Source organism: Modicisalibacter ilicicola DSM 19980, from assembly GCF_900128925.1.
In the GTDB taxonomy this organism is placed as follows: Bacteria; Pseudomonadota; Gammaproteobacteria; order Pseudomonadales; family Halomonadaceae; genus Modicisalibacter; species Modicisalibacter ilicicola.
Map to the genome: position 1 here is coordinate 255,361 of NZ_FQUJ01000005.1, position 12,797 is coordinate 268,157.

Here is a 12,797-nt window from a genome sequence, read left to right on the forward strand (position 1 = left end):
CAAGTCGAGGCTGATTCCCACGCCGCCACCCTGGCGGCGTGGCCGTTCCATCACGTCTATCCGCGCCGCTTCTGCTGGCGTTCCCGATTGCGTGCCCTGGCCCGCTCGGACTTGCGCAACATGACATAGGTGGCGCCGATGCCACCATGAACGGGCTGCGCCGAGGCATAGGCCTGCACCTGGTCGAATTGCATCAGCCATTTCGCCACATAGGAGCGCACGACATTGGCATGGCTGTCCAAGGCCTTGCCACGGCCGTGCACCACCAGCAGACAGCGCAGGTCGTGCTCGATGGCATCCTGGAGAAAGGCGAACAGCTCGCGTCGGCACTGCCTGACAGGCAGCTTGATCAGATAGAGGCGCGCTTCGGGAGCGTAGCCCCCCTGGCGCAAGCGCTCGAGAACGCCAATCTGTATGCCATCACGTCGATGTTCGATCGGGTCGTGGTGAGGCAGGAGATCGACGAACTCGTCCGTCAGGAAATTGGTGGCCTCCCCCTCTTCGACGGCGCTGGCTCTTCGAGCCATTTGTGCTTCGCTGGGCGCGCTCGGGGAGTTGACTATGTCCGCCTTGTCACGGCCCTTGGACAGCGGACGAACCTCTTCTCCCAGCAGACGACTAAAATCGGTGTCGCGATCCAGACAGCGGTTCATGGCGTTGCCCTCGGCAAATGACTCATGCAGTAATCATATCAGACGCGCTTCCCGGCTCTTCAAGTCGCCGGCTGGCTATCGTCTGCCGACCCATGCCACCATGACCGGCCTCATAACCATACCGAGGAGTTTCGTGTTTCTCTTGCGTCGTTTCTCTATTGCGGTGTTGGCAGCCCTGGCCATCTTGCTGTTCTATCTCTGGTTCGTGTTGCTCAGCCCCTTCGGCTACGAGACCCCGGATGATCTGCCCCCCGTTGCGGCCGGCGAGCATCAGGTCTTCGTGTATGGCACCCTGCGGTTCGGCATGGTTCGCTGGCTGGTCTACGGGCGCTGGGATGACCCGCAGGAGGCGACCCTCTCGGGGTTTCGACGTGACGAACTGGATCTGGAAAAGGCGCCTGAAGTGCAAGTGAACGGCTATCTTCTTGATGTCGACGCAGAAGAACTACGACGGCTCGACCGCTACGAACGCTTGGGAATTCGCTACAGGCGTGAGCGAGTGACCTTGGACAATGGAACTTCTGCCTGGGTCTATAGGCGATTGGATACGACGAGAGATTAAGTGGAAAACCAAAGATAACGGTATAAAAAGGAGGAAGTGGAAGTTGTCCCTGCCCGCATACCCTCTTACACTGTCTGGCGATCTTCCGATCCCATCGTCGATCATCGATCGCTCGCCCGAGGCGACTCTGGTACTTCTCGACGAGACCTGAACCCACGCCCATAGACGGAGCTGCCATGAGCGCTTCTCGCCCTTACATTCTCGTTCTCTACTACTCGCGCTCCGGCGCCACACGTACCATGGCCGAACAGATGGTCGCTGGCGTCGAGTCGATAGCGGGAATCGATGCCCGCCTGCGGACGGTGCCCCCGGTATCGACCACCTGCGAGGCTGTCGACCCCGAGATCCCCGCCGAAGGGGCTGTCTATGCCACCCTCGACGACCTGCGCCACTGTGCAGGCCTGGCCCTGGGGAGCCCGACGCGTTTCGGCAACATGGCGGCACCGCTCAAGCATTACCTCGATGGCACCAGCGAACTCTGGATCAATGGGGCGCTGATCGACAAGCCGGCCACGGCCTTCACCTCGACGGCCAGCCTGCACGGCGGCCAGGAAGCCACGCTGCTCACCATGCTCGTCCCCTTGCTGCACCTGGGGATGGTCTATGCGGGCGTGCCCTACAGCGAGAGCGGGCTGACCGAGACGACCAGTGGTGGAACGCCCTACGGCACCAGTCATCTCGCCGGCACGGCCAGCGATCGAAGCGTCGACGATATCGAGCGTACCCTGGCCCGCGCCCAGGGCAAGCGTCTAGCTCGACTCGCCCTGGCACTTCACGCCCTGCGCGAGGAGAAGTAATGCGCGCCGCCCTGGAAAGGCTCGAACAGCGTCATGGTCTTACGCAATTGGCACAAAGAACACGCACCGTGGTGCTGGTCAGCTACGTTGCTCTGGCGACGCTGCTGGTGGTCGGCGGCTTGCAGTTGCAGGCCAACAGCGAGAGTGGGATGCTGCCGCTCCTGGTACGAGTGCTGCCGCTGGTGCTCTTTCTTCCTGCCATCCTGACTCGCCGCCCACGGGGGCATGCCTGGCTGGCCTTCGTGAGCCTCTTGTATTTCATGCAGGGGGTGATGCTCATGACCCTTCCCAGCGCTGCCTGGCTGGGCATGCTGGAAGTGGTGGCGAGTCTGGCCCTGTTCGTGTCGAGCATGCTCTACGCGCGTTGGCGCAGTCGTCAGCTACGCGGCTGACGACTGCGCGCCTCCACACCGTCGGGTTGCTGCTATCCTCATAGTTGTCTGACCTGGCTGTCCTGCAGGGCAATCCTGAGGGACAGTGTGCAGTGATTCACGGCATAAGGAGCATGTGATGAAAAGCTTGATGAGGCTTGGCGTTGTCACTTCCCTGTTGGTGGCCTCCACGATCGCGTTGGCCGCCGACGAAAAGCAGATCAAGGACGCCATCGAATACCGGCAGGCGGCTCTGCACACCATGGGCTGGAACTTCGGACCGCTGGGCGCCATGGCCAAGGGCGACCTGGAGTACGATGCCCAGGAGGCGATGATGCGGGCTGAGCGCGTCGCGATGCTCGCCAAGCTCCCCTGGGAAGGCTTCATCGAGGGTTCGTTGCGCGATGCCGGCCATGGCGTCGATACCGATGCCCTGGCCAAGATTGCCGACAACCGGGAGGACTTCGACTCCCTGCAGAGAGACATGGAGGAGGCCACGTCAAGGCTGGCCGAAGTCGCGCAACAGGAAGACTTCCCGGCGCTGCGCAAGCAGGTGGCAGCTACCGGCGATACCTGCAAGGAGTGCCATGACGAATACCGCGCCGAAAACTGAAGCCCCTTCCCGATAGGCATCGCCGCGGCGATATCGCCGGGGCGATGTCTGCTGGACTTCAGCTATTCCACAGCCATACCACCACGCCGAGCGCAAGCGCACCGCATACCAGCGCCCGCCAGTTAACGGCATGCGATCCGGGGCCATCCACCGGTTCGAAGGCCAATCGCTTGCGGCCATGAAACATGGCACCTACCAGGCGCTCGCCCTTGAGGCGATGAATCCCGACCGCCGCGATGTGCAGCAGGATCAAGATCAGCAGGAAGTTGCCGTTGTAGTTGTGAAAGATGGCCAGGTTCCTGGTGGTCTGCGAACCGACACTGCCGTAGAGGGGCGCCTCGAACAGGATATCGTCGTGCAGGAACAGGCCACTGCCGGCCTGCAGTGTCAGGGAAACCAGCATCAATAGGACCATCCACCCGCCTAGCGGGTTGTGGCCGGCATAGAGCGCCTCCTTGCCGTGCAGGAACTGCCTTGCATAATCCCAGAGTGTCCTGGGCGAGCGAAGGAAGGTGAAGAAACGCGCATGCCGGCTGCCGAATACCCCCCACAACCAGCGGAAGAGCATCAGGCCAAGGACGCTATACCCGGCCCGCGCATGCCAGTCGACAGGAAACAGCAGCGGATAGCCGCCGGTTTTCATGGTGTAGAAGGAGACCGTCAGGGCGATGACCAGCAGCCAGTGAAACAGGCGCACCCACGCATCCCACACCCAGACCTTTTTCATGGCGTGCCTCATCTGAAGATGCTCATGTCACACTTCGGCACAACTAGCCTATACTAGGTGCCCCCGAATAATAAGCCGTTGTATCAAGGATACGATCTTGCTGTCCCTCACTCGATGGCGTCACGACTTCTTGCAGACTCTGCCTGTCATGTTCGGCTACCTGCCGTTGGGCGCAGCGTTCGGCATCCTCTTCGTGCAGCTCGGCCACCCATGGTGGGTCGCCCTGCTCATGTCGTTGTTCATCTACGCCGGCGCCGGACAATTCATGGCGATCACGCTGCTTGCCAACCATGCCGGGCTTCTCGAGGTCGCGGTCGCGACCTTCATGCTCAATTCCCGCCACCTGTTCTACGGCTTGTCGTTGCTGAAGAGATTCCAGGGAGCGGGGTGGCGCAAACCCTATCTGATCTTTGCCCTGACCGATGAAACCTACTCGCTGTTGACCAATCAGGGACGCCAGCAACACGGCCCCGAGGACCATGCCAGCGCCTGCCGCATCAGCCTGATGAACCAGCTCTGGTGGGTGATGGGCACCCTGGCGGGCGCCGTCGCCGGTGCAACCATCGCATTCGATAGTCGCGGCATCGAGTTTGCCTTGACCGCCCTGTTCATCGTCCTCACTCTGGAACAGGCCAGTCGTCTAAGACGCGCCCTGCCCTTCGCCATCGCCCTGTTCACTGGCCTCGGCGCGCTGGCACTGCTCCCCGAGCGACATCTTCTGCTTGGTGCCATCGGCACGACCAGCCTGATACTGCTGGCGCACTACCGCTGGCTTGACCGACATCAGGAAACGTGCCGATGAACGACTCTACACTGGCATTGATGATTGTCATCAGCGCACTGGCGACCTTTGCGACCCGGGTACTGCCGTTCATTGCCTTGTCGCGCCATGCCGAACATCCGTTGATCCTTCATCTGGGGCGTTATCTTCCCCCGGCGGTGATGATGATACTGGTCATCTACGCCCTGCGGGATTTTCGACCCGTCCTGGAGGGGCAACTGAACCTCGCGGCCAACGGCTTGCCGACGCTCATCGCCTCGCTCGTGGTGGCTTCCCTGCATCTCTGGCGGCGCAATGCACTGGTGTCGATCATCGGTGGCACGGGGCTCTACATGGTGATGGTTCAGCTTGGCTGGCACACCACGCCCTGATCAGACACAGATCGGCCTTGAGCCCAGCACCGGTTGCGGCGAAGATTAAGGAAATACCAGGAGAATGCCATGAATCATGACATAGCCGACGTTCGGCGCAACTACAGTGGAAGCAGTCTCGATGCCGCCACTGCGCCGGACGCCCCCTTCCCGCTCTTCCAGGAATGGCTGGACGAGGCACTGGCGCGCGAAGCCGATGATCCCAATGCAATGACCCTGGCGACCGTCGACAGTCAAGGGCATCCTCATGCGCGCATCGTGCTGCTCAAGGGATTCGATGAACAGGGGTTCGTCTTCTACACCAACTACCAGAGTCACAAGGGTAGCGAACTGGCCAATGTGCCCCATGCCGCCCTCGTCTTCTGGTGGCCCAAGCTCCAGCGCCAGGTGCGTATCGAGGGCCGAGTGAAGCAGGTCGACGGCAGTGAGTCCGACCGTTACTTCCAGAGCCGACCCCGCAACAGCCAATTGAGTGCCTGGATCGCGTTGCAGAGCGTGGAAATTCCCGACAGAGAGTGGCTGGAAGAGCGCAAGCAGCGTTTCGAGAAGGTGTACGACGGCCAGACTGTCCATCGCCCCCGCCATTGGGGCGGGTATCGTGTCGTGCCTGAGATGGTCGAGTTCTGGCAGGGCCAGGCCGATCGATTGCACGACCGGGTACGTTACAGCCGCCATGATCAGGAGTGGTTCAAGGCTCGTCTCGCCCCTTGAATGCCTGGATGGTGAAGGGCTCGACAGCAAGCGCCCGGCCATGTGGCCGGGCGCTTGCATGGAAGGCGGCCTGTCGTCGTTGGATTACGACTTGCCCATCCATTCCTGAACCATCTCCTGGTTCTCCTCCACCCACGCTTTGGCATTCTCGTAGGGATCGCTGCCCTCTTCCTGGTTCATCAGCATCACCTCGCCCAGCTCTTCCGATGTCCAGTTGAAGTTGTCCAGGATCGTGTAGGCCTCGGGCATGTCCTCCTGCAGCCCTTCGCGCGCGATGGTGTGGATCTGTTCGGCGCCGCCGTAGACATTCTCGGGATCGTCGAGGTACTTGAGATCCCAGCGGGCGAACATCCAGTGTGGCGTCCAGCCGGTCACCACGATATCTTCCTGATTCTTTATGGCATTCTGCAAGGCGGCCGTCATGGTCGCACCGCTGCCATTGCGCAGATCGATGTCGCGTTCCAGCCCGTATTCGTCGAGCACGTCCTCGGTCAGGCTCATGAGACCGGCGCCCGGGTCGATCCCGATGATCTCGCCGCCGATGCTGTCGGCCTTGTCATCGAGCTGGTCGATGGAATCCAGTTCGGTATAGGCGGGAACCACCAAGCCAAGCTTGGTGCCGTCGAGATTGACCCCCAGATCGACCAGTTCGTCCTTGGTCTGCTCATAATAATTTTCGTGGGTGGTCGGCAGCCAGGCCGTGGTCATGGCATCCGCATCACCGGAGGCCACGGCCTGCCACATGGCCGCGGCCGAGAGCGAGGTCGTTTCCACTTCATAGCCGGCCTGCTCCAGCACGGCGCGCATGACGTTGGTGGAGGCCACGGCATCGGACCATTCCACGTAGGCCAGATGCACCGTTCCCTTGTCTTGTGCCTGCACGCTGCCGGCGATGCCCAGGCCTGCGATCATGGCCAGCGAACCGACGCGCACAGCACGTGACATTGCATTGATCGTTTTCATGGTTTCCCCTTTTTTCGCCTCATTCTTGTGGCTTGAAAAATTGACGCTTCACTACGCCTTCCTGGTCTTGCGGAAGGTCTGTGTCAGGCGATCGAGCAACATGGCCAGAATGACCACCGCGATGCCGGCCTCGAAGCCGTCTCCGGGGCGCAGCCGCTGGATCGCCTTCCAGACCTCGTTGCCCAGCCCATCCGCACCGATCATGGCGGCGATGACCACCATCGACAGCGCCAGCATGATGGTCTGGTTGATGCCCGCCATGATGGTCGGCAGCGACAGCGGCAGTTGTACCTTGACCAGCTTCTGGCCGCGCGTCGAACCGAAGGCGTCCGCCGCCTCGACAAGATCCTTGGGCACCTGGCGGATTCCCAGGGTGGTGAAGCGGATCGCCGGCGGCATGGCGAAGATCACCGTGGCGAAGATCGCAGAGACCGAACCGATACCGAAAAACGGAATGGCCGGAATCAGGTAGACGAAGGCCGGCATGGTCTGCATGAAATCCAAGATAGGCATGATCAGGCCATAGAACTTGTCCGAGAGCGCCGCCAGGATACCAACGGGAAGCGCGATCACCACTGCCACCAGGGTAGCGATCACTACCAGGGTCAGGGATTCGATCATCGGAAACCACAACCCCATGTTCCAGATCAATGCCAGGCCAAGGCTCGCGCCAATCGCCAGACGCACGCCCGACAGACGCCAGCACAAAAGAGCGATGATTGCCATCAGCGCCCATTCCGGCATCCACATCAAGGCATCATTGAGTGCGTTGATGCCGGTCTGGGTGACCCGCGAGATGCCGCGAGTCACGATGGAATACTCGCTGGTCAGGAAGTCGAGCCCGGCTTCGATCCAGTCGCCGAGCGGAATGCGGGGAATATCGATAGCCATCATTGTTCTCCTGCTTCGGCAAGTTGTGCCAGTACCGCGCCCTTCACGACCACGCCCAGCAGCCGCCGTTCCTCGTCGACCACGGCGATCGGGTAGCTCTTTTCATTGAACATCGCGAAAAGATTGTGCAGCGGCTCGTCGGGTCCGACCCGGGGGAAGTCGTCGCTGATCAGGTCCTCGATGCTTCGCTGCCCTTCCCGGGCCGCCCGGTTCGCGGCGTCGGCCTCGACCAGGCCCAGCAGCTTGCGCTCACGGTCGGTGACATAGATGGAGTCCAGGCCGTTTTCGCTCAGCTTGTGCAGCACGGTGCGCGGCCCGTCGTCGTTGCGTGCCAGGGCACGCACCGGGCGCATGGCATGGCGCGCAGTGAGAATGCGCGAGATGTCGACGCCTTCGGTGAAACGTGCCACGTAGTCGTCCGCTGGGTGTGTCATGATCTCTTCGGGCGTGCCGATCTGCACGATCTCTCCATCCTTGAGCAGGATGATGCGATCGGCGATGGCGAGTGCCTCGTCGAGATCATGGGTAATGAAGATGGTGGTTTTCTTCATGCGGTGCTGGAGTTCCAGCAGTTCCTGCTGCATGTCCTTGCGGATCAGCGGGTCCAGTGCCGAGAACGCCTCGTCCATCAAGAGCACCGAGGAATCGTTGGCCAGCGCCCGGGCCAACCCCACCCGTTGCTGCATACCCCCGGAGAGCTGGCTGGGCATGGCATCCTCCCAACCATCCAGTCCTACGTGACTGAGTGCCTCGCGTGCCTTCTTGGCGCGCTCTGCCTTGTCGATGCCGCGAATCTCGAGACCGAATTCCGCGTTCATCTGCACGCTGCGATGTGGAAAGAGGGCGAAATGCTGGAACACCATCGAGAAATGGCGGCGACGGCATTCCAGCAACGCTTTCTCACTGAGCTTGGGAATGTTCTCGCCATCGATGATGATGTCCCCCTCGGTGGGTTCGATCAGCCGGTTGAGGCAACGGATCAGTGTGGACTTGCCTGATCCCGACAGCCCCATGATGACCAGGAGTTCGCCTTCCTGGACATCGAAGGTGATATTGGACAACCCCAGTGTCTGCCCGGTCTTCTCGAGAATTTCCGGACGCTTCATTCCCTTGTCCCGCAATTCCAAGGCTTTCTTCGGGTGGTTGCCGAAGACCTTGCTCAAGCCGCGTACCTGAATCTTGGTCTGCTCGGTTTCGCTCATCGATCCGTCCGTTTTGCGTCATTTTTTATTTCCAGACGTCATCGACGATGACATCTATTGTTCATCGTGATGATGACGCCTGGTAATGATAATTAAAGTTTATAGTTGTGCCATGATACGGTTTCGCTTCCCGGCAATCAAATTCCCGCACCGAAGGGCGCTTGGCATTCCCTTGTCTTCAGGTCCGAAGGCGGGTCGGAAGAGATGTCAGGGCTGGGCCTCCAGACGGTGGCGCTGCCACTCGCTGGTGGGCTCGTTGAGGCGCAGCACCGCGTCCACTACCTGCTCCTCCATGTTGTAGTGCAAGGTGAAACCCAGGTATTTCATCAAGCCGCGCATGGGATGGTTGTCGACCATGACCTTGCCGACCATCTCCAGGGTGCCGACGCTCTTGCAGTAGCCGATCATCTTCTTCATCAGCACACTGCCCAGCCCCTGGCCCTGCATGTCGTCACGAATGATCACGGAGAATTCCGTGCGGATATTGTCCGGATCGTTCCACACCCGGACGACGCCCAGCATCTCCTTCTCGCCGTTCTCACGGGCATGTTCGGCGATGAACGCCATCTGACGGTCGTAGTTGATCTGCGCCAATATCGACAGGTCGCGCTTGGTCAGGTCGGCCTTGTGGTGAAAGTAGCGGAAACGGATGCTCTCTTCGGAGAGCTGGGAGTGAAACTTGGTAATCAATGGTGCGTCTTCGCCACGCACCGGCCGAATCTCGACCCGCATGTCGTTTTTCAGACGCACCCACTCGCGCAGTTCCTCGGGGTACGGCATGATGGCGTGGCGCGCCGGCTCCCCCAGGTCCATGGCGAAATCGACCGCGATCATGCCGTCGCGATTGAGCAGCAACGGGTTGATCTCCAGGCCGCGCAATTCGAGCAGGTCCGAGGCCATTTGCGAAAGCTTGACCAGCAGTTGGCAGAGCCTGTCGACATCACGCTGCGGGTCGGGAGAGTGTGCGAGAATCAGCTTGCCGGCATGAGTTCGCGAGACCAGATCCTGGGCCAGCGTCATGTTCAGGGGAGGCAGCGCCACGTGCCGATCGGCGAGCACATTGGTCCTGTAGCCTCCGATCCCGAAGACGATGACCGGCCCGAACACCGGGTCCCGTGTGATACCCGCGCAGAGCTGGATGGAATGCTTGCCTCGCTGCATGGGCTGCAGGCAGTAGCTGTATATCCGGCTGCCCGGGAACTGCTCATGCACCTCGCGATCGAGACGCTCGATGCCGGCGACGATCTCGGCGACGCTGTTCAGGTCCTGCAACAGTCCCGAGGAAGGTCTCCGGGGGTGCTTGCTGTAGTGGTACGGAAGACAGCCTTGCTCATGGATCGTCTTGAGCGCCAAGGGCTCCCGAAACTCCTCGAAAGCCGCGGTCGCTTCCTCGGCATTGAGGACATAGCGGCTGACAGCCGTGGGGATTCCGTAGGCCTCCAGCACCTCGGCGGTCTCTTGATGCGTGAGGCGATCGCGCCCGCGAGCCCGAGCCTCGGCGATCAGCTTGTGGCAGCGCTGGCGAATCCGGGCGGTCGTGCTGAACGGCAGGCTGGGCGGTGTCTCCTGGAGCAGCGCCTGGACACGCTGATAGTCCACCATGTGCATGAATGCCTTGACCGCCTTCTCGGGGGAGATATAAGTCGGGATGCCCGCCAGGTGGCATTCATGGCGCGCTGCCAGGGCTTCTTCCATCCCCATCCAGCTGGTCAGCAGATTGCGCTTGAAACGCCGGCGATTGGCGACCACCGCCTCGGCGGTGGTTCTCGACGGCGCCAGGCGGGTCGGCGCATGCACGACCAGCACCGCATCCACGTTCGGGTCCGCCGCGACGATCTCCAGTGCGCCGATGAACTTCTCGGGGGTGGCGTTGCCTCCCAGGTCCACCGGGTTGCTGCCCGGCAGGCTCATGTCGAAATCACTTCCCAGTAGCGCCTCCCGGGTATGATCGGCAAAATCCGCGAGCTTGCCGCCGGCCATGATCAGTCTATCGATGGCCAGCAGTGCCGGCCCCAGGCCATTGGCGACGATCGCCAGGCGGTCGCCGCGCAGCGGGCGCATGCGTGACAGGGTCCCGAGGGCATCGAAAAGCTCATCCGAATTGTCGACGCGAACCACCCCGGCCCGGGCCAGGGCGGCCTCGAAGATGACATCACGATTGCTGATGCCCGGTGTCGGCGGGAGGCTCGAAAGATCCGATTGCGGGGTACGGCCACTCTTGATCGCCAGCACCAGACGGTTGCGTGATGCCTCGCGCAGTGCGGTCATGAAATGCTGGGCATCGCTGATGCGCTCGAGGTGCAGGAGGATGGCCTGGGCGGGAGAGTTCTGGTTGATGTAGTCGATGAGGTCGGGGAGCATGACATCGACGCTGTCGCCCAGGGTCACCAGATGTGAGAAGCCGATACCCTGCCCGGCGGCCCAGTCGATCATGGCGTTGCCGAGCATGCCCGACTGGCCGAGATAGGCCACCTTGCCGGCCTTGACGGGCTGCCCCGAATAGGTGGCGTTGAGCCGGCGTCCCGGAACGATCAACCCCATGCACTCAGGCCCCAGCACGCGGATGCCCGAGCGTCTTGCCGCCGCCAGCATGCGCTCGCGAAGCGAGCCACCGCTGGGGGTGCCCCTGTCCAGGAAAGACCCCCCGGAAAGCACCATGGTCGCCTTGACGCCGAGGCGGCCCAGCTGCTCGATGGTCCTGGGCACCGTGTCCACCGGCGAGCAGATGATCGCCATGTCCGGCGCTTGCGGCAGATCGCTCACCCGCCTCGCGCAAGGGACATCGAAAACGGTCTCGTAACCTTTCGGGTTGACGGCCCACATCGTGCCCTTGAAGCCGCCCTCCTGCAGATTGCGGATCACGAGCCCACCCATCGAATGGCTCTTTTCGGAGGCGCCGATCACGGCCAGGCTGTTCGGTTCAAAGAAATAGCGTAGAAAACGCGTGCCCACGATGGACTCCTTAGCCGAAAGACTCTCATTGTGTACGACTTATTGACACTGTCGCGCAAGGCTCATGGCCGATTAATGTTGCACTATACCGGTGTGGAGCGTCGCCATGATTACATCTTTCATTACTCACCCGCATTGCGCTCTTCACAACATGGGACCGGAGCACCCTGAAAGTCCCAAGCGTCTGGAAGCCATACACGCACGTTTGGCACTCGAAGGTGTCCTGCAGCAGACCATGCAATCCGAGGCGAGTCCGGTCAAAGAGGAGCAGCTTGCGCTGATCCACCCCCTGCGCCACCTTCGCGCCCTCGACAAGTGCGTTCCCGAGCATGGCCTGACCAACCTCGACAACGACACCTTCATGAACCCGGACAGCCTCGATGCGGCGCGACTGGCGGCGGGGTCCGTGCTGCGCGGCATCGACCAGGTCTTCCGCCATCAGGCCGACAACGTGTTCTGCGCCGTGCGCCCTCCCGGGCATCATGCCGAAGTGGCCGAAGCCATGGGCTTCTGCTTCTACAACAATGTTGCCGTGGGCGCCGCCCACGCCCGGGCAAGGCATGGCGTCAAGCGTATTGCCATCCTCGATTTCGATGTCCATCAGTGCAACGGCACCATCGACATCTTCTCGCACGATCCCGACATCCTGATCTGCACCAGCTACCAGTACCCGTTCTACCCCTGGCGCTACCTGCGTCCAGAAGCCGACAATGTGGTCTGCACGCCACTCGAGGCCGGTTGCGACAGTCGCACCTTCCGTCGCGCCATCGAACGGGACTGGCTGCCGGCGCTCCAGGCGCACCGCCCCGAACTGATCCTCGTCTCGGCCGGGTTCGATGCCCATCGGGAAGACCCCATGGCGGACATCTGCCTGGAAGACGAGGACTACTACTGGATCACCACCCTGGCCATGGACATCGCCCGCAGCCATGCCAACCATCGACTCGTCTCGGTGCTTGAAGGGGGTTACAACCCCGATGCTCTGGGTCGCAGCGTCGCAGCCCATGTCAAGGCATTGCTGGGCATCCCCTATCAGGCGATCCGTGACAAGGCGGGCTGATGATCGCCTGTCCCTGCCCCGCCGTTCTGACAATCTGGGCGTCCGGGCACTGCCCGATCTCGATCGAATCTGGAAAGTGTCTGAGCTTACCCCTGCGTGACTGACGAATATGCTAGGATTCAGGAAAATTTATTTCATATAGT

At 61.4% G+C, this 12,797-nt stretch carries 14 protein-coding genes; 8 read left to right on the plus strand and 6 right to left on the minus strand.

Translation table 11 applies throughout. From position 1 onward, the window contains the following. Positions 1 to 56 precede the first annotated feature (56 nt). Entirely contained in the window at positions 57 to 653 is a 597-nt protein-coding gene (gene smrA, locus BUA41_RS07330; RefSeq protein ID WP_072821268.1) for a DNA endonuclease SmrA, read from the minus strand. Positions 654 to 786: 133 nt separating this feature from the next. On the opposite strand from smrA, the gene BUA41_RS07335 reads away from it, so the two are divergent. The 4 genes from BUA41_RS07335 to BUA41_RS07350 all read left to right on the plus strand — a co-directional run bounded on the left by BUA41_RS07335 (position 787) and on the right by BUA41_RS07350 (position 2,996). After that, positions 787 to 1,215: a gamma-glutamylcyclotransferase family protein gene (locus BUA41_RS07335; protein WP_245791871.1), complete on the plus strand. Its 429-nt coding sequence runs from the start codon at positions 787 to 789 to the stop codon at positions 1,213 to 1,215. A gap of 176 nt (positions 1,216 to 1,391) precedes the next feature. Continuing rightward, a complete protein-coding gene (gene wrbA, locus BUA41_RS07340; protein WP_072821270.1) occupies positions 1,392 to 2,012 on the plus strand; it encodes an NAD(P)H:quinone oxidoreductase in 621 nt (206 codons plus the stop codon). Next, complete coding sequence (locus BUA41_RS07345; protein ID WP_072821273.1) at positions 2,012 to 2,404, plus strand: DUF2069 domain-containing protein; 393 nt, start codon at positions 2,012 to 2,014, stop codon at positions 2,402 to 2,404. The genes wrbA and BUA41_RS07345 overlap by 1 nt, the downstream gene beginning before the upstream one ends. Positions 2,405 to 2,522: 118 nt before the next feature. Then, positions 2,523 to 2,996: a c-type cytochrome gene (locus tag BUA41_RS07350; RefSeq protein ID WP_072821275.1), complete on the plus strand. Its 474-nt coding sequence runs from the start codon at positions 2,523 to 2,525 to the stop codon at positions 2,994 to 2,996. A gap of 58 nt (positions 2,997 to 3,054) precedes the next feature. Here BUA41_RS07350 and BUA41_RS07355 read toward each other — a convergent pair whose 3' ends face one another. Further along, positions 3,055 to 3,723, minus strand: coding sequence for a cytochrome b/b6 domain-containing protein (locus BUA41_RS07355; RefSeq protein ID WP_139249076.1), 669 nt, complete (start codon positions 3,721 to 3,723; stop codon positions 3,055 to 3,057). A 97-nt stretch (positions 3,724 to 3,820) separates the two neighbouring features. Here BUA41_RS07355 and BUA41_RS07360 point away from each other — a divergent pair, with 97 nt between their 5' ends. From BUA41_RS07360 to pdxH, 3 genes are all read left to right on the plus strand, one after another. Continuing rightward, the gene (locus BUA41_RS07360) at positions 3,821 to 4,525 is read left to right on the plus strand and encodes an AzlC family ABC transporter permease (RefSeq protein ID WP_245791872.1); all 705 of its coding nucleotides are present in this window, start codon (positions 3,821 to 3,823) and stop codon (positions 4,523 to 4,525) included. Beyond that, positions 4,522 to 4,875 carry a branched-chain amino acid transporter permease gene (locus BUA41_RS07365; protein ID WP_072821279.1) on the plus strand — a complete coding sequence of 118 codons (354 nt, stop codon included), beginning with the start codon at positions 4,522 to 4,524 and terminating at the stop codon, positions 4,873 to 4,875. Before BUA41_RS07360 ends, BUA41_RS07365 begins: the two co-directional genes overlap by 4 nt. Before the next feature lie 69 nt (positions 4,876 to 4,944). Beyond that, positions 4,945 to 5,586 (plus strand): pyridoxamine 5'-phosphate oxidase, encoded by a 642-nt coding sequence (gene pdxH, locus BUA41_RS07370; RefSeq protein WP_072821281.1) that lies wholly within the window; start codon positions 4,945 to 4,947, stop codon positions 5,584 to 5,586. An 84-nt stretch (positions 5,587 to 5,670) separates the two neighbouring features. Here the strand turns inward: pdxH and BUA41_RS07375 are convergent, their stop codons facing one another. The 4 genes from BUA41_RS07375 to BUA41_RS07390 all read right to left on the minus strand — a co-directional run bounded on the left by BUA41_RS07375 (position 5,671) and on the right by BUA41_RS07390 (position 11,594). After that, positions 5,671 to 6,549, minus strand: coding sequence for a glycine betaine ABC transporter substrate-binding protein (locus BUA41_RS07375; protein ID WP_072821283.1), 879 nt, complete (start codon positions 6,547 to 6,549; stop codon positions 5,671 to 5,673). 51 nt (positions 6,550 to 6,600) lie between these two features. Next, a complete protein-coding gene (locus BUA41_RS07380; RefSeq protein WP_072821285.1) occupies positions 6,601 to 7,440 on the minus strand; it encodes an ABC transporter permease in 840 nt (279 codons plus the stop codon). Next, a complete protein-coding gene (locus BUA41_RS07385) occupies positions 7,440 to 8,642 on the minus strand; it encodes a quaternary amine ABC transporter ATP-binding protein (protein WP_072821287.1) in 1,203 nt (400 codons plus the stop codon). Before BUA41_RS07385 ends, BUA41_RS07380 begins: the two co-directional genes overlap by 1 nt. 207 nt (positions 8,643 to 8,849) lie before the next feature. Continuing rightward, positions 8,850 to 11,594, minus strand: a complete 2,745-nt coding sequence (locus BUA41_RS07390; protein ID WP_072821289.1) for a bifunctional acetate--CoA ligase family protein/GNAT family N-acetyltransferase — start codon at positions 11,592 to 11,594, stop codon at positions 8,850 to 8,852. Between the two features lie 106 nt (positions 11,595 to 11,700). Between BUA41_RS07390 and BUA41_RS07395 the strand changes: the two genes are divergently transcribed. Then, positions 11,701 to 12,654, plus strand: a complete 954-nt coding sequence (locus tag BUA41_RS07395; protein WP_072821291.1) for a histone deacetylase family protein — start codon at positions 11,701 to 11,703, stop codon at positions 12,652 to 12,654. The last annotated feature ends 143 nt before the right edge of the window (positions 12,655 to 12,797 follow it).

Bases quoted from the DNA above. Each gene is read 5' to 3' on its own strand.
- smrA (WP_072821268.1), bottom strand. From the start codon at position 653: ATGAACCGCTGTCTGGATCGCGACACCGATTTTAGTCGTCTGCTGGGA.
- wrbA (WP_072821270.1), top strand. From the start codon at position 1,392: ATGAGCGCTTCTCGCCCTTACATTCTCGTTCTCTACTACTCGCGCTCC.
- BUA41_RS07345 (WP_072821273.1), top strand. From the start codon at position 2,012: ATGCGCGCCGCCCTGGAAAGGCTCGAACAGCGTCATGGTCTTACGCAA.
- BUA41_RS07350 (WP_072821275.1), top strand. From the start codon at position 2,523: ATGAAAAGCTTGATGAGGCTTGGCGTTGTCACTTCCCTGTTGGTGGCC.
- BUA41_RS07355 (WP_139249076.1), bottom strand. From the start codon at position 3,723: ATGAAAAAGGTCTGGGTGTGGGATGCGTGGGTGCGCCTGTTTCACTGG.
- BUA41_RS07365 (WP_072821279.1), top strand. From the start codon at position 4,522: ATGAACGACTCTACACTGGCATTGATGATTGTCATCAGCGCACTGGCG.
- pdxH (WP_072821281.1), top strand. From the start codon at position 4,945: ATGAATCATGACATAGCCGACGTTCGGCGCAACTACAGTGGAAGCAGT.
- BUA41_RS07375 (WP_072821283.1), bottom strand. From the start codon at position 6,549: ATGAAAACGATCAATGCAATGTCACGTGCTGTGCGCGTCGGTTCGCTG.
- BUA41_RS07380 (WP_072821285.1), bottom strand. From the start codon at position 7,440: ATGGCTATCGATATTCCCCGCATTCCGCTCGGCGACTGGATCGAAGCC.
- BUA41_RS07385 (WP_072821287.1), bottom strand. From the start codon at position 8,642: ATGAGCGAAACCGAGCAGACCAAGATTCAGGTACGCGGCTTGAGCAAG.
- BUA41_RS07395 (WP_072821291.1), top strand. From the start codon at position 11,701: ATGATTACATCTTTCATTACTCACCCGCATTGCGCTCTTCACAACATG.